The organism is Streptomyces sp. NPDC043812 (assembly GCF_056436245.1).
On sequence record NZ_JBWKCY010000018.1, the window covers coordinates 140,398 to 155,993 of the forward strand.

Sequence of the window (15,596 nt, forward strand, 5' to 3'; positions counted from 1 at the left end):
GCCGCTGCGCGTCACCCGCCCATCTCCCACATCAGCACCTCGGCCCCCTCGCTCGCGGCCAGTTCGAGCCCGTCGGTGTCGGTGAGCCGCGCCGCGTCCCCGGGTTCGAGCTGCTCGCCCGCGAGCCGTATGCCGCCGCGCACCACGTGGACGTACACGAACGCCCCGTCCGGTACCGCGGTCCGTTCGCCGGGGGCCAGACGCCGGACGTGGAGCATGGCCCGCGCCTCGGGCAGTGCGTAGGGCGTGGAGTCGGCGATGCCGCGCACGATCTCGTACGACGGCTCGCCGCCCGGGTCCTCGGGCGCGAGCCACATCTGCACGAACACCAGCGGGTCGGGCCCGTCGTTGCGTTCGACGTGCCGCACACCGCCCGCCGAACTGAGCCGCTGGACGTCACCGGGGCGTACGACGGTGGCGTGCCCGGCCGAATCGCGGTGGGTGAGCTCGCCCTCGACGACCCACGTGACGATCTCGGTGTGGCTGTGCGGATGCTCGTCGAACCCGGCGCCCGGCGCGAGGCGCTCCTCGTTGCAGGCGAGGATCGCGCCGAAGCGCAGATTGTCCGGGTCGTAGAAACGCCCGAAGGAGAAGGCGTGCAGGGACTCGATACCGGCCTCGGGGTCCCCGCCGATGTGGCGCTCGCCGGCGCGCCGAACGGAAATCACGCCCCCACGGTAGCCCTGCAGCCGCAGGCGGCGGATCGATGAACAAGAACCCCGGCACTTAGCCCACGCGTCCTGATAAGGCACTCTTGTCCCCGTGCCCGAACCTGCAGCGAACGCCTCCCATCCGCACACCGCGACCCTCCGCCGCCTGGAGCAGTCGTCCGGCCGGCTCGCCGCGAACGCCATCGCGCGCATGGACGAGTCGCTGTCCTGGTACCGCGCCATGCCTCCGGAGAACCGGTCGTGGATCGGGCTGGTGGCCCAGGCCGGTATCGCCGCTTTCACCGAGTGGTTCCGGCATCCGGAGACGCCGCAGGCAATCTCCACCGATGTCTTCGGCACCGCTCCGCGCGAGCTGACCAGGGCGATCACCCTGCGCCAGACGGTGGAGATGGTGCGCACCACGATCGAGGTCATGGAGGCCGCGATCGAGGAGGTGGCCGCTCCCGGCGACGAGTCGGTGCTGCGCGAGGCGCTGTTGGTCTACGCCCGGGAGATCGCGTTCGCCACCGCCCAGGTGTACGCGCAGGCGGCCGAGGCCCGTGGCGCGTGGGACGCCCGTCTCGAATCGCTCGTGGTCAACGCGGTGCTGTCCGGCGAGGCCGACGAGGGCGCCGTGTCCCGGGCCGCCGCGCTCGGCTGGAACTCGCCCGAGTATGTGTGCGTCATCCTCGGCACCGCGCCGGACGGCGACAGCGAGCTGACGGTGGAGGCGATCCGCCGGGCCGCCCGCCACGCCAAGCTGCAGGTGCTGACCGGGGTGCTGGGCGACCGGCTGGTGGTGATCGCGGGCGGCAGCGACAACCCCCTGCAGGTCGCGAAGGCCCTCATCGGTCCGTACGCGGCCGGGCCGGTCGTCGCCGGGCCGATCGTGCCCGACCTGCTGGCGGCGACCCGGTCGGCGCAGGCCGCCGCGGCCGGCCTCAAGGCGTGTTCCGCCTGGCAGGACGCCCCGCGGCCGGTCCTGGCCGACGATCTGCTGCCGGAGCGTGCGATCGCGTCGGACCCTGCGGCGCGCGAGCAATTGGTGGAGGAGATCTACAGACCGCTGGAGGAGGCAGGCTCCGCGCTGCTGGAGACACTCAGCGTCTATCTGGAGCAGGCGAGCAGCCTCGAAGGCGCGGCGCGCATGCTGTTCGTGCACCCCAACACCGTGCGCTACCGGCTCCGACGTGTGACTGACGTCACCGGGTGGTCACCGTCGGATGTCCGCTCGGCGTTCACTCTGCGGATCGCCCTGATTCTGGGGCGCTTGGCCGCGGGGGATACCCAGCAATAGACTTTTGTGGAACACCGACAATTCCCTTCACGGTTCTTCGTCCCTGTCCTCACGGGCGGGTGCGGCCGTCGACAAGAGAGAGTGTGAGGGTGCTCGTACTCGTCGCTCCCGGCCAAGGCGCTCAGACGCCCGGCTTCCTGACTCCCTGGCTCGAACTCCCCGGTGCCGCCGACCGCATCGCGGCCTGGTCCGAGGCCATCGAGCTCGATCTCGCCCACTACGGCACGAAGGCCGACGCGGACGAGATCCGCGACACCGCCGTCGCCCAGCCGCTGCTTGTCGCCGCCGGACTGCTGTCCGCCGCGGCGCTCGGGGACATCACCCCGGGCGCGGTCGCCGGTCACAGCGTCGGTGAGATCACCGCGGCCGCGTTCGCCGGTGTCATCGACGACACCGCCGCGCTGCGTTTCGTCCGCACCCGCGGGCTGGCGATGGCCGAGGCCGCCGCGATCACCGAGACCGGTATGTCGGCGCTGCTCGGCGGCGACCCCGAGGTGAGCGTCGCCCACCTCGAGAAGCTCGGTCTGACCCCCGCGAACATCAACGGCGCAGGCCAGATCGTGGCCGCGGGCACCATGGAGCAGCTCGCCGCCCTGGAGGCCGACAAGCCCGAGGGCGTCCGCAGGGTGGTAGCCCTCAAGGTCGCGGGGGCGTTCCACACGCACCACATGGCGCCCGCGGTCGACAAGCTGGCGGAGGCCGCGAAGGCCCTGACGGTGTCGGACCCGGCCGTCACGTATGTCTCGAACAAGGACGGGCGGAGCGTCGCCGACGGCGCCGACGTCGTCGCCCGTCTGGTCGGCCAGGTCGCCAACCCGGTCCGCTGGGACCTGTGCATGGAGACCTTCAAGGAGCAGGGCGTCACCGCCATGCTCGAGGTCTGCCCCGGTGGCACCCTGACCGGCCTCGCCAAGCGCGGTCTGCCCGGTGTGCAGACACTCGCGCTGAAGACGCCCGACGACCTCGACGCGGCCCGCACGCTGCTCGCCGAGACCGGTTCATCCGCCGCCGGTGCGGCGGGTGCCTGACAAGGAGCCGTAGAGGATGGCGAAGATCAAGCCCAGCAAGGGCGCACCGTACGCACGCATCATGGGCGTCGGCGGCTACCGCCCCATCCGGGTCGTGCCCAACGAGGTGATCCTCGAGAAGATCGACTCGTCCGACGAGTGGATCCGCTCCCGCTCCGGTATCGCGACCCGCCACTGGGCCTCCCCCGAGGAGACCGTGACCGCGATGTCGGTCGAGGCCTCCGGGAAGGCGCTCGCCGACGCGGGGATCGCCGCGGAGCAGATCGGTGCCGTGATCGTCTCCACCGTCTCGCACTTCAAGCAGACCCCGGCCGTGGCCACCGAGATCGCCGACAAGGTCGGCGCGGGCAAGCCGGCCGCGTTCGACATCTCCGCCGGCTGCGCGGGCTTCGGCTACGGTCTGACGCTCGCCAAGGGCCTGGTCGTCGAGGGTTCGGCGGAGTACGTGCTCGTCATCGGTGTGGAGCGGCTGAGCGACCTCACCGACCTGGAGGACCGTGCGACGGCCTTCCTGTTCGGCGACGGAGCGGGCGCGGTCGTCGTCGGCCCGTCCGACGAGCCGCACATCGGTCCCACCGTCTGGGGCTCGGAGGGCGACAAGTCCGAGACCATCAAGCAGACGGTTCCGTGGAACGACTTCCACCTCGGCGATGTCTCGAAGCTGCCGCTCAACGAGCAGGGCGAGGTCAAGTTCCCCGCCATCACGCAGGAGGGCCAGGCGGTGTTCCGCTGGGCCGTCTTCGAGATGGCGAAGGTCGCCCAGCAGGCGCTCGACGCGGCCGGCATCGCGGCGGCCGACCTGGACGTCTTCATCCCGCACCAGGCCAATATGCGGATCATCGACTCGATGGTGAAGACGCTGAAGCTGCCGGAGCATGTCACGGTCGCCCGTGATGTGGAGACCACCGGCAACACCTCGGCCGCCTCGATCCCGCTCGCCATGGAGCGGCTTCTGGCGACCGGACAGGCGAAGAGCGGCGACACCGCGCTCGTCATCGGCTTCGGGGCGGGTCTCGTCTACGCCGCGACGGTCGTTACCCTCCCCTAGGCACCGTACGGATCTTCCGGACGATTGCAGCCCCACCCTCAGATACACACCGAAGGAGCGCCAACATGGCCGCCACGCAGGAAGAGATCGTCGAAGGTCTCGCCGAGATCGTCAACGAGATCGCCGGGATCCCGACCGAGGACGTCCAGCTGGACAAGTCCTTCACCGACGACCTGGACGTCGACTCGCTGTCCATGGTCGAGGTCGTCGTCGCCGCCGAAGAGCGTTTCGACGTCAAGATCCCGGACGAGGACGTCAAGAACCTGAAGACGGTCGGCGACGCCGCGGCGTACATCGCCAACCACCAGGTCGGCAAGTAACCGTCCCGGTTCGAACGCGCTGATCGCCACCCGGCGGTGGCGCCGTGACAATTCAGCATCCCTTGAACGTGGAGAAAGAATTCCTGTGAACTCGACCAATCGCACCGTGGTCGTCACCGGTATCGGCGCAACCACACCGTTGGGTGGCGACAGCGCTTCGACCTGGGAGGGCCTGCTCGCCGGGCGATCCGGCGTGAAGCCCCTGGAGGGCGAGCGCTACGCCGAACTTCCCGTACGCATCGCCGCGACCGCAGCGGTCGATCCGGGTGACGTTCTGCCGAGGCCGCTGGCCCGCAAGCTGGACCGGTCGGCCCAGTTCGCCGTCATCGCCGCCCGCGAGGCGTGGGCCGACGCCGGCTTCACCGCCCCCGCCGGCGAGGACGAGGGCGTGGCCCCGGCCCGTCTGGGCACCGTGATCGCCTCCGGCATCGGCGGCGTAACGACTCTGCTCGACCAGTACGACGTGCTGAAGGACAAGGGCGTTCGTCGTGTCTCGCCGCACACCGTCCCCATGCTGATGCCGAACGGCCCCTCCGCCAACGTCGGCCTGGAGGTGAACGCCCAGGCGGGCGTGCACACCCCGGTCTCGGCGTGCGCGTCGGGCGCCGAGGCGATCGGCTACGCCGTCGAGATGATCCGCACCGGCCGTGCCGATGTGGTCGTCGCGGGCGGCACCGAGGCGGCGATCCACCCGCTGCCCATCGCGGCGTTCGCCAACATGATGGCGATGTCCAAGAGCAACGACGAGCCGACGAAGGCCTCGCGCCCGTACGACACGGCCCGTGACGGCTTCGTCCTCGGCGAGGGCGCGGGCGTCGTGATCCTGGAGTCGGCCGAGCACGCCGCCGCGCGCGGCGCGAAGGTCTACTGCGAGGCACTGGGCCAGGGCCTGTCCGCGGACAGCCACCACATCGCGCAGCCGGAGCCGACCGGCCGCGGTATCGCCGCCGCGCTGCGGAACCTGCTGGAGGCCACGGACCTCAAGCCGTCCGAGGTCGTCCACCTCAACGCACACGCGACGTCGACGCCGCAGGGTGACGTCGCGGAGATCAAGGCGCTGCGCTCCGTACTGGGCGACGACCTGGACCATGTCGCGGTCTCTGCGACGAAGTCGATGACGGGTCATCTGCTGGGCGGCGCGGGCGGCATCGAGACGGTGGCGACGGTGCTCGCGCTGCACCACCGCACGGCACCGCCGACGATCAACGTCGACGACCTCGACGAGGCGGTGGACGCGGACGTGGTCCGCGACGAGCCGCGGGCGCTGCCCGAGGGGTCGATCGCGGCGATCAACAACTCGTTCGGCTTCGGCGGCCACAACGTGGTGCTGGCGTTCCGCACCGTGTGATCTTTTTACGGACAAGGCCCGCGCCCCTGATGGGGTGCGGGCCTTGTCCGTTCTCTTCCCGTCCTGCGTCACGGCCTGACAGCCGTGGGTGGGGCCCTGCCCCCGGCAACGTCACACCACCTGGTGGAGCCACCGCACCGGCGCGCCCTCACCCGCGTAGCGGAACGGCTCCAGTTCGTCGTCCCACGGCTTTCCCAGCAGCTTCGCGATCTCCGCCTCGAGTTCCGTCTCGCCCTGCGACGACCGCGCGAGCGCCGCCCGCAGGCGGTCCTCGGGGATCAGGATGTCGCCGTGGATGCCCGTCACCGCGTGATAGATGCCCAGCTCCGGGGTCGCGCTGTAGCGTTCGCCCTCCGCCGTCGCACACGGCTCCGCCGTCACTTCGAAGCGCAGCAGATGCCAGCCGCGCAGCGCGGAGGCCAGCTTGGAGGCCGTTCCGGCCTCGCCGCGCCAGGAGAATTCGGCTCTCCAGGTGCCGGGCGATGCGGGCTGGCGGACCCAGTCGAGCTGGACCCGCACCCCGAGCACCCCCGCGATCGCCCATTCGACGTGCGGGCACAGCGCGCGCGGTGCGGAGTGAACGTACAGAACGCCACGTGTCGTCACCGGGACCTCCAGTGTGGGACGAGGTTCGCCTTCCCAGCGGCCTCAGTAAACAGCATCAGGAGCAGAACTCCGCAAAAGGGACAGTATGTGACGTGATGTAATTTACTGGCGCCGATGGGCGGGGAGCCTCTGGGTCGACGGAGAAAAAGTTACCGTGCAAGGGCGGCCCAGGGGTGACGTACTGTCGCTCCCAGGCCCGTACGCACGAAGGTTTCACTCGGCAGGAGTCGGCCGCCGGGTCCAGGTCGGGGCAATGGAGGGGATTTCGGGGATGCGGCAGCGCGCGAGGACGCACCGCCCGCTCGTGGCAGGGGTGGCCGCCGTCACGATCGCCGCCCTGTCGGCCGCCGGGCTGGCGGCATGTGACAGCTCGTCACCGCACGACACACCGCGCCGGCAGGCCGCCCGGCCGTCACCGAGCCCCAGCCCCACGCCCGTCTGGGACCGCACTCCCGGGTCGCTCGCAGCCGTCGGCGACTCGATCACACGCGGTTTCGACGCCTGCGGAGTCCTCGCGGACTGCCCGGAGGTCTCCTGGGCCACCGGCACCGATCCCGTGGTCAACAGTCTCGCGCTGCGCCTGTTCGGCAAGGCCGGGGCCGCTGCCCGCAGCTGGAACCTCGCCCGCTCCGGCGCCGATGTCGCCGACCTGCCCGAGCAGATGGCGGGAGCGGCGGCGCACAAACCGGATCTGGTCACGGTGATGGTCGGCGCGAACGACGCGTGCGCGGACACAGTGGAGCGGATGACACCGGTCGACACGTTCCGGTCGTCGTTCGAGGAGTCGATGGCGCGGCTGCGCAAGGACGCGCCCAAAGCGCAGGTGTACGTGTCGAGCGTGCCGGACCTCAAGCGGCTGTGGGCAGCCGGCCGCGGCGACCCGCTCGGCAGGCAGATCTGGAAGTTCGGGATCTGCACCTCCATGCTGGGCGACGCGGAGGATGTGAGCGCCCGCGCCGAGCAGCGCCGCGACACGGTGCAGCAGCGGGTCGTCGCGTACAACAGGGTGATGCAGGAGGTCTGCGCGAAGGACGATCGCTGTCGCTACGACGGAGGCGCGGTGTTCGACTTCCGGTTCAGCGGCGAGCAGTTGAGCCGCTGGGACTGGTTCCATCCCAGCAGGGACGGGCAGCAGCGGCTCGCAGAGATCGCGTACCGCAACGTCACGGCTGCCGAGGCGCCGGCGCGCGGCGCTTCCTGAGCCGGTCCGGGCGGGCCGCTGACCGCAGGGCACGGATCTTTCACCGAAACCGGCTGCCGTGCCCTCATGCGTGGTAGCCGTGACGGCCGGGGGACGGAGATACTTCCGCCACCCGACGGAAGGATTCCCGTGTCCCGGATACGCGCCCGCCTGGACGTGCTCGGCGTCGCCCTGCTCGCCTCCGCCGCTCTCACCCTGACCTCGTCGCCGGCCCTCGCCGCGCAGTCCGCCGCGCGGTCCGTGGAGGTGCAGCCGCTCACCGTCGAGGAGCAGCGGCTGGAGCGGGCCGTTCCGCAGGAGATCCTGCGGCGCAGCGGATTCGACACCGTGGCACCGGGGTTCGGCCGGGCGCTCGCCGGCGCGCACTCGTACCGGCAGGCCGAGCGGGCCGTGGCGCGGCACGGTTCCGCCCTGTGGGAGCGGGCAGTGGACCGGGCCCAGGGGCGCGGGCCGGCGCGCGGGGATCTGAGCCGGGACGACGACCGTCCGCTGTACTGGGCGCGGCTGGGGATGACGGCCGGGCTGCGGCAGTGGCAGCCCGCGTTCGGGCTGAGCGACGAGCAGCGTGCACGGCTGCTGGACCGGCTCGAACGCGCCTCGCGCGGCCAGGACTCGATGAACCTCCCTGCCGGGCAGGGCGTCAAGCGCATCGTGATGACCGGCTTCGACCCGTTCACCCTCGACCGGGACATCCGGATCAGCAACCCGTCCGGCGCGACCGCGCTGGCGCTGGACGGCACCTGGATCCGGACGGCAGACGGACCGGCCCGGATCGAGACGGCGGTCTTCCCGGTGCGCTGGGGGGACTTCGCCGACGGCTCGGTGGAGCGGACGCTGCGCCCGCAGCTGCCGAAGGCGGATCTGTTCACGACGGTGAGCCAGGGCCGCGTCGGGCGTATCGACATCGAGAGGTACAACGGCGCCTGGCGGGGTGGGTTCGGGGACAACGACAACGTCTCGCGCACGGAGACCGTCCCGGTCGAGGACCCGGCGTCGCAGCCGCAGTGGACGACGACGACGCTGCCGTACGCGGCGATCACGGCGGCCACGACCGGGTGTTTCCCGGTGTTCGACAACACGCAGGTGACTGAGATCCCGGCGGGCGGCGACGCGCCCGTGGTCCGGCCCGGCGGGCCGACCGACGGCTCGACCGCGCGGGCGGGCGGCGGCGGCGACTATCTGTCGAACGAGATCGCCTACCGCGCCACGCTGCTGCGCGACCGGCTGGGGCTCACGATCCCCGGCGGCCATGTGCACACGCCGGTACTGCAGTTCGGGGCGGGGAACACGACGGAGGTCACCGACCCCGAGTTCGTACGCAACCGGCTCGACATCATCGCGCAGGTGCGCGCGATCATCACGGTGGCGGCGGAGCACACCGGCTGACAGGGGGTCAGCGGGCGACGCCCAGCGTCACGCCGAGACCGACCAGCACGGAGCCGATCGCGCGGTTGAGGGCGCGCTGGCGGCGGAGCAGGGCCGCGCGCAGCCGCGCCTGGGAGAAGAACACCGCCACGAGCCCGAACCAGCCGAGGTGTGCCACCGACATGAACAGGCCGTAGCCCGCCTGCTGCCAGGCCGCGGTCTCCGGGCCGACGACCTGCGTGAAGGTGGACACCACGAACAGGGTGGTCTTCGGGTTGAGCACATTGGTGAGGAAGCCACCGCGCAGCGCACCCAGCGGCGTCAGCCCCTGGGTGCGCCCGCCCTGCTCGACATCGACGGTGATCTCGGTGCGGGCGGTGAAGGTCCGGAAGCCGATGTACACGAGATAGACGGCGCCCGCGATCTTGATGGCGGTGAACAGTTCGGTGGACGAGGCGATCAGCAGCCCGACTCCGAGCATCGTGTACGTGACGTGCACCAGCACACCGGCCGCGACGCCGGCGGCGGCGAACACGCCGGTCGTACGGCCGTACAGGCAGCTGTTGCGTACGACCATGGCGAAGTCGGCGCCGGGGCTGATGACGGCGAGGACGGTGATGACGGCCACTGCGATCACTTCGGTCATAGGGTGATGGTCGACGAGCGGCGCACGAACGATCAACCGGTCCGGGAGCATCTCCCGCATCGTGAGACAGGGGGATCACCGATGAAGGTGGCGGCAGGACAGTTCCTCACCTCGCCCGGCGACATCACAGCCAACGTCCGCAGCATGGCGGGCCTGATCCGGGACGCGGCCGCGCAGGGGGCCCGGCTGGTGGTGTTCTGCGAACTGGCCGCCAACGGCTATGCGTTGGGGCCGATCGCCGACGACCCGGGGCAGTGGCTGGCCGAGGACGATCCCCGGCTGGAGCCGGTACGGGAGGCTTGCCGCACGACATCGACCGCGGCGCTGATCGGCTGCGCCGGGCGCACATCGGGTGACCGGCCCGCGATCACGGCGCTGGTGATCGGACCGGACGGCGGGCTGCTTGCCCGTTACGACAAGGCGCACCTGCACGGTGAGGAACTGGACATCTTCACGGCAGGCACCGCGGACGGCCGCTTCACACTCGACGGCGTCCGGTTCTCGGTCGCGACCTGCTACGACAACCGCTTCCCTGAGCTCGCCGCGCGGGCGAAGACCGACGGGTGCGCGGTGTACGTGGCGAGTTCGGTGCTCGATGTGGACAACGACTCGTTCGAGAAGGTGTATCCGGTACGGGCACGTGACAACGGCCTGTACGTGCTGCTCGCCAATCAGGTGGGCCACGGCGATGCGGGCGAGTGCCGCGGCGGCAGTGGGGCCTGGGGCCCGGACGGAGAGCTGCTCGTCGACGCGGGCCCGGACGCCCCGGGCCTGGCGCTCGTGGATCTGCCGGTCGGGGCTTAGGCCCACTCCGCCCGGACAGGGCCTAACGCTTGCGGAGGCCGTTCGGTGCCTGGCCGGACGACGGGTACGGGCCCTGGCCGGGACCGGCGGCCGGGCCCTGGCCCGGCGAGGGCCACGACACCTGGGTCGGCGCCGCGTCCGGGCCCTGGCCCGCGGCCGGCCACACCACCGGGGCCGGGGCGGCCGGGCTGCCCGGTGCCGTGCCGTTGTCGTCGTCGGCCGGCGGTGCCACCAGGTCGCGCGCCATCAGCGTCGCACCCGCCACCGCACCCGGCATCAGGAGGACGGCGACGAACGGGACGAGGAACGTCAGCGTCAGCGGCACACCGAACCCGAGGACCATCAGCCGCCGGCCGCGCAACAGTGCCAGCCGCTCCTTCAGTTCGATGCCGCGCCGCTGCAGCGCGACGGCGGCGAGCTCCTGGGTGAGGAAGAAGCCCGAGACGCAGAAGCCGAGCGCAGGAACGACGGTCTGGCCGACGACGGGGATGAAGCCGCAGGCGAAGAGCAGCACTCCGAAGAGCGCCACCCGCAGCAGCACCCGCAGAGAGTCGCGGGCCGAGATCCACAGTTCCCGCCACAGGGGCAGTCCCGACTCGGGGACGTCGCCGCCCTCGCTGCGGTCGACCTGTTCCGACAGCGACTCGTAGAAGGGCTGGCCGACCAGGAGTGTCACGGCCGTGAACGTGATGACGGCGAGGAAGAGACCGAAGGCGAAGACGAGCGCGGTCAGGGTGCCGCGGATGAGGCCCTGCCACGGCGAGGACCAGTCGTCGGCGAACGGTGTCGCCCACCCGGCCAGGCTGTCGGCGCCGTTGGCCAGGCCGAACAATGCGGCCGCGTACAGCACGAGGGTCACCAGTCCGGGCAGCAGCCCGAAGCCGAACCAGCGGCCGTGGCTGCCGACCCAGCGCTGGCCCTTCATCAAGTAGCCGAAGCCCACCCCGAAATCACGCATACGCACAGCCTATCGGTGTGGCTCTTGTTGTTCGGTGGCCGAACCGGTAGACCCTGCGTACTGATCGTGCACGCATTGTTGCGGCATCCATCCGGCAGTCGAAAGGTCCGTACCGCATGGGATCACCCCGACCCGTTCTGATCACCGGCATGCTCGCGGCCGCTCTCGCGGGCGCCCTGCTCGTCCCGCCCGCCGCCACCGCGGCCCCTGGCCGGGACGAGCCGCTTCCGCGCCCCTTACGGGAGGGCGCCGCGCGCGACCCGGGTGCGGCGAAGACACCCCCGTCGGCAGCCGCCCAGGCGCTGCGCGACACCGCCCCCGCCCTTGCGACGTCCGGCGGCTATCCGCGCAGGACCGTGCTCGACGTCCCACCGGAGAACCCGGCCGACAAGTCCATCAAGCTGGGTCTCGCCCCCTACCACTCGCTCGCGCCACGGCTCAATGCCCTCCAGCGGCTGGGCAACCGGGTCAGCGTCGAGGTCGCGGGACATTCGGCCGGCGGGCACGAGCTGTACCTGGTCACCGTGACCGCGCCGGAGAGCGCGGGGCAGGCGCGTGAGCAGGAGCGGATGCGCGAGCGGATCGAGAACGCCCCCGCTGCCGCGGCCCGGGACCGGCGTATCGCGTCGTCCTACAAGACGCCCGTGTTCATCAACAACAACATCCACGGCAACGAGTGGGAGGGCACGGACGCCGCGCTGAAGCTCATCGAGGAGCTGGCGAAGGCCAAGGACGCGCGGACCGCCGGGCTGCTGGCGAAGAACCGGATCTACCTGAATGTGACCGCCAACCCGGACGGCCGGATCGCGGGCACCCGCGCCAACGCCAACGGTTTCGACCTGAACCGGGACTTCATCACCGCCACCCAGCCCGAGGCCCGGGCCATCCGCCGGATCGCGATCCACAAGCAGCCGGCCGTGATGCTGGATCTGCACGGGTACGTCAACGGCACTCTGATCGAGCCGACGACCCCGCCGCACGGCGAGAACTACGAGTACGACCTCTTTCTGAAGAACGCGTACGCCAATGCGCTGGGCATGGAGAAGGCCGTCAACGAACTCGGCTACACGGCCGACAAGGACGGGGTGCGGCCGGCGGTGATCCCGTTCCGGGACGAGAAGGAGGGCTGGGACGACTGGCCGCCGATCTTCACCCCGCAGTACATGCCGTTCCAGGGGGCGGTGGCCTCGCACACCATCGAGTTCCCGATGCGGGTCAACGGGAGCGACTACACCGGCCTGCCGGAGTCGGAGCTGCGGCGCCGGTCCGCGATCAACACGGACATCGCGGGCGCGGCGATGCGGGCGACGCTCGCCTACACGCAGGCACACCGCACCTCGGTGATCGCGGACCAGATCGAGACGTTCCGCAGGGGTGCGGCGGGCGAGTCGCAGCGGCCGGTGTCCGAGGAGACGGTGCCGGGGGTGCCGGGCATCGGTCCGGAGGACGTCTACACGACCACGTTCCCGCGGGCGTACGTGATCCCGGCGGGACGCTCCCAGAGGTCCGCGGTCTCGGCAGGCCGGCTGGTGGACCATCTGGTCGCCAATGACGTGCGGGTCGAGCGGGCGCTTCGGGGCTTTCGGCTGGCGGGCCGTTCGTACGCGGCCGGCTCCTACTTCGTCGACATGCATCAGCCCAAGCGCGGTCTGGCCAATGTGATCCTCGCCGAGGGCCGGGACATCAGCGCCGACGTGTCCACGATGTACGACATCTCGGGGTGGAGCCTCGGTCTGCTGTGGGGCGCGAGCGTCGACAAGGCGGTGTCGGACGTGCCGCGGGTGCCCTCCCGTACGGTCCATGCCGCGTCGCCCACCGGACGTGTCGCCCCCTACGGCGATCTGCTGCTGCGTCTCGACGACCCGAAGGAGGTCGCGGCCCTCAATTCCCTGCTGGCGCAGGGGGTGAAGGCGCGGCGCGGCGCGGAAGGCTCGGCGGTGGTGCCGGGGTCGGCGCGCGCCGCGGCGAAGGTGCTCGCCGACCGGCTCGGGGTCGCCTTCCACCCGACGAAGGAGCGGGGCGGGGCGGAGCTGCATCGCACCCGGGTCGCCGCGGCCGTCACCCCGGGCGAGCTGTTCGCGCTGCGGGAGATGGGCTTCGACGTGCTGCCGGTGTCGACGGCGGTGCTCAACGCGGGCTTCGACTGGTCGGCGGCGGATGTGCTGTACGTGTCGTCCGGTCTGGCCTACGGGCAGCTGACGCCCGCGGCCCGTGCGGCGTTCGGCGCGAGCGGAGTCGGCGTGGTCGGCCTCGGCGCGCAGGGCGCGGCGTTCAACCGGGCGGCGGGGCTGCTGGAGGTGACGGCGGTCGCGGGCAACGGCGACGCCAACGGTGTGGTGCGGGTGACCAACGCGGGCGGCGCGATCACGGGCGGCGCACCGGCGCACACGTTCGTGTACTCGCCCCACTGGTTCACCGGCCTCGGCAGCGGCGTGCGGGCGGAGCAGTCGTACGCCGCCGGGAACCCGCTGGTGTCCGGCCACTGGCGGGCGGCCGAGGACGGCACGGGCGGTCCACAGGATGCGGCGGGCCGGTCCGCGGTCGTCTCGGGCACGTCGGACGCGGGCGCGCCTGTGGTGCTGTTCGGTACGGAGCCGCTGTTCCGGGCGCATCCGAAGGGTGTGTTCGCGCAGATCGGCCGTGCGCTGCTGGCCGGCTGAGGCACGGACGAGGAGGGCCGCACCCGTGAACGGGTGCGGCCCTCCTGTGTGCCTGTCCGGTCAGACGGCGAGGTCCACCGTGATGTTGCCGCGGGTCGCCTTGGAGTAGGGGCAGACCTGGTGGGCCTTCTCCAGGAGGTCCTTGGCGGTGGCGGCGTCCACGTTCGGAATGCTCGCGGAGATCTTGACGATGATGCCGAAGCCGTCGTCGTTCTTGCCGATGCCGACCTCGGCGGTGACCGTCGAGCCGGTGATGTCGGCCTTCTCCTGGCGGGCGACGACGCCGAGCGCACCCTGGAAGCAGGCGCTGTAGCCGGCGGCGAACAGCTGCTCCGGGTTGGTGCCGGCGCCGCTGCCGCCCATCGCCTTCGGCGGGTTGACGACGACGTCGAGCGTGCCGTCGTCGGTCGCGACGCGCCCGTCACGCCCGTTCTCGGCGGTGGCGATGGCGGTGTAGAGCACGTCGGTCTGCTGGATGGACATGGAGTCTTCCTCCTGCTGGTTCGCCGCGACTCGCGCCCACGATCGCGACGGCTGGAGAAGAGACTAACGGGTGACCCGTCAGACGAGAGAAACGATCATCTTTCCGGTGTTCTCGCCGCGCATGAGTCCGGCGAAGGCCTCGTAGCCGTTCTCGATGCCCTCGACCACGGTCTCGTTGTACTTGAGCTCGCCCGAGGCGATCCAGCCGGCGACGTCCTGGACGAACTGCGGCTGGAGCGCGGAGTGGTCGTTCACGAGCATGCCCTGCAGGCGCAGGCGCTTGCCGATGATCATGGCGAGGTTGCGCGGGCCGGGGGTCGGCTCGGTGTTGTTGTACTGAGCGATCATGCCGCAGATGGTGGCGCGGCCGCCGACGTTGAACGAGGAGATCGCGGCCTCCAGGTGCTCGCCGCCGACGTTGTCGAAGTAGACGTCGATACCGTCGGGGGCGGCCTCCTTCAGCTGCTGCGCGACGGGGCCGTCCTTGTAGTTGAACGCCGCGTCGAAGCCGTACTCCTCGACGAGGAGCTTGACCTTCTCGGCGGAGCCGGCGGAGCCGATGACGCGCGAGGCGCCCTTGATACGGGCCATCTGGCCGACCTGGCTGCCGACGGCTCCGGCCGCGCCGGAGACGAAGACCGTGTCGCCCTCCTTGAAGGACGCGACGTCGAACAGGCCCGCGTAGGCGGTGAGGCCGGTCATGCCGAGGACGCCCAGGTAGGCGGAGAGCGGGGCGAGCTTCGCGTCGACCTTGATCGCGTGCTGGGCGGGAAGGTTCGCGTACTCGCGCCAGCCGAGGCCGTGCAGCACGTGGTCGCCGACCTCGAAGCCCTCGGCGTTCGACGCGATGACCTCGCCGACCGCGCCGCCGTCCATGGGGTGGTCCAGCTTGAAGGGCGGGGTGTACGACTTCACGTCGTTCATCCGGCCGCGCATGTACGGGTCGACCGAGAAGTGGAGGTTGCGGACGAGGACGCGCCCTTCGCCCGGCTCGGTGATCGCGGCCTCGCGCAGGGCGAAGTCCTCGGCCTTGGGCCAGCCGTGCGGACGGGCCACAAGGTGCCATTCACGGCCGGACGCGGGGAGAGCGGACATGGTGCGTACCTCCTAAGAATGCTTCACTAACTGAAACAACCATGCACCTCGATATTTCATGTTGTCAAGTAATTGGGTATCCTGAGG

The 15,596-nt window shown here is 70.9% G+C and carries 15 protein-coding genes; 9 read left to right on the forward strand and 6 right to left on the reverse strand.

Annotation, left to right across the window (positions count from 1 at the left end; genetic code table 11):
* Nucleotides 1-11 precede the first annotated feature (11 nt).
* The gene (locus AC067Z_RS25815) at nt 12-665 is read right to left on the reverse strand and encodes a pirin family protein (RefSeq protein WP_478792020.1); all 654 of its coding nucleotides are present in this window, start codon (nt 663-665) and stop codon (nt 12-14) included.
* 97 nt (nt 666-762) lie between these two features.
* Here AC067Z_RS25815 and AC067Z_RS25820 point away from each other — a divergent pair, with 97 nt between their 5' ends.
* The 5 genes from AC067Z_RS25820 to AC067Z_RS25840 all read left to right on the forward strand — a co-directional run bounded on the left by AC067Z_RS25820 (nt 763) and on the right by AC067Z_RS25840 (nt 5,691).
* Complete coding sequence (locus tag AC067Z_RS25820) at nt 763-1,947, forward strand: PucR family transcriptional regulator (RefSeq protein ID WP_478791975.1); 1,185 nt, start codon at nt 763-765, stop codon at nt 1,945-1,947.
* A gap of 89 nt (nt 1,948-2,036) precedes the next feature.
* A complete protein-coding gene (locus AC067Z_RS25825) occupies nt 2,037-2,975 on the forward strand; it encodes an ACP S-malonyltransferase (protein WP_478791976.1) in 939 nt (312 codons plus the stop codon).
* A 16-nt stretch (nt 2,976-2,991) separates the two neighbouring features.
* The gene (locus AC067Z_RS25830) at nt 2,992-4,023 is read left to right on the forward strand and encodes a beta-ketoacyl-ACP synthase 3 (RefSeq protein WP_478791977.1); all 1,032 of its coding nucleotides are present in this window, start codon (nt 2,992-2,994) and stop codon (nt 4,021-4,023) included.
* Nucleotides 4,024-4,088: 65 nt separating this feature from the next.
* Nucleotides 4,089-4,343 carry an acyl carrier protein gene (locus AC067Z_RS25835; RefSeq protein ID WP_478791978.1) on the forward strand — a complete coding sequence of 85 codons (255 nt, stop codon included), beginning with the start codon at nt 4,089-4,091 and terminating at the stop codon, nt 4,341-4,343.
* Nucleotides 4,344-4,428: 85 nt separating this feature from the next.
* Nucleotides 4,429-5,691 carry a beta-ketoacyl-[acyl-carrier-protein] synthase family protein gene (locus AC067Z_RS25840; RefSeq protein WP_478791979.1) on the forward strand — a complete coding sequence of 421 codons (1,263 nt, stop codon included), beginning with the start codon at nt 4,429-4,431 and terminating at the stop codon, nt 5,689-5,691.
* A gap of 111 nt (nt 5,692-5,802) precedes the next feature.
* Here AC067Z_RS25840 and AC067Z_RS25845 read toward each other — a convergent pair whose 3' ends face one another.
* A complete protein-coding gene (locus tag AC067Z_RS25845; protein WP_478791980.1) occupies nt 5,803-6,297 on the reverse strand; it encodes a DUF3145 domain-containing protein in 495 nt (164 codons plus the stop codon).
* Between the two features lie 271 nt (nt 6,298-6,568).
* Here AC067Z_RS25845 and AC067Z_RS25850 point away from each other — a divergent pair, with 271 nt between their 5' ends.
* Both AC067Z_RS25850 and AC067Z_RS25855 read left to right on the forward strand, forming a co-directional pair.
* Nucleotides 6,569-7,498: an SGNH/GDSL hydrolase family protein gene (locus AC067Z_RS25850; protein ID WP_478791981.1), complete on the forward strand. Its 930-nt coding sequence runs from the start codon at nt 6,569-6,571 to the stop codon at nt 7,496-7,498.
* Between the two features lie 129 nt (nt 7,499-7,627).
* Nucleotides 7,628-8,884, forward strand: a complete 1,257-nt coding sequence (locus tag AC067Z_RS25855) for a pyroglutamyl-peptidase I (RefSeq protein WP_478791982.1) — start codon at nt 7,628-7,630, stop codon at nt 8,882-8,884.
* A gap of 7 nt (nt 8,885-8,891) precedes the next feature.
* On the opposite strand, the gene AC067Z_RS25860 is transcribed toward AC067Z_RS25855, so the two are convergent.
* A complete protein-coding gene (locus AC067Z_RS25860) occupies nt 8,892-9,509 on the reverse strand; it encodes a LysE family translocator (RefSeq protein ID WP_478791983.1) in 618 nt (205 codons plus the stop codon).
* An 81-nt stretch (nt 9,510-9,590) separates the two neighbouring features.
* Between AC067Z_RS25860 and AC067Z_RS25865 the strand changes: the two genes are divergently transcribed.
* Nucleotides 9,591-10,313 (forward strand): carbon-nitrogen hydrolase family protein, encoded by a 723-nt coding sequence (locus AC067Z_RS25865; protein ID WP_478791984.1) that lies wholly within the window; start codon nt 9,591-9,593, stop codon nt 10,311-10,313.
* Between the two features lie 22 nt (nt 10,314-10,335).
* Here the strand turns inward: AC067Z_RS25865 and AC067Z_RS25870 are convergent, their stop codons facing one another.
* Entirely contained in the window at nt 10,336-11,271 is a 936-nt protein-coding gene (locus AC067Z_RS25870; protein WP_478791985.1) for an EI24 domain-containing protein, read from the reverse strand.
* A gap of 116 nt (nt 11,272-11,387) precedes the next feature.
* Between AC067Z_RS25870 and AC067Z_RS25875 the strand changes: the two genes are divergently transcribed.
* Nucleotides 11,388-13,931: a M14 family zinc carboxypeptidase gene (locus tag AC067Z_RS25875; protein WP_478791986.1), complete on the forward strand. Its 2,544-nt coding sequence runs from the start codon at nt 11,388-11,390 to the stop codon at nt 13,929-13,931.
* Nucleotides 13,932-13,991: 60 nt separating this feature from the next.
* Here AC067Z_RS25875 and AC067Z_RS25880 read toward each other — a convergent pair whose 3' ends face one another.
* Nucleotides 13,992-14,414 (reverse strand): organic hydroperoxide resistance protein, encoded by a 423-nt coding sequence (locus tag AC067Z_RS25880; RefSeq protein ID WP_478791987.1) that lies wholly within the window; start codon nt 14,412-14,414, stop codon nt 13,992-13,994.
* A 78-nt stretch (nt 14,415-14,492) separates the two neighbouring features.
* Nucleotides 14,493-15,509 carry an NADP-dependent oxidoreductase gene (locus AC067Z_RS25885; protein ID WP_478791988.1) on the reverse strand — a complete coding sequence of 339 codons (1,017 nt, stop codon included), beginning with the start codon at nt 15,507-15,509 and terminating at the stop codon, nt 14,493-14,495.
* Nucleotides 15,510-15,596: the final 87 nt, after the last annotated feature.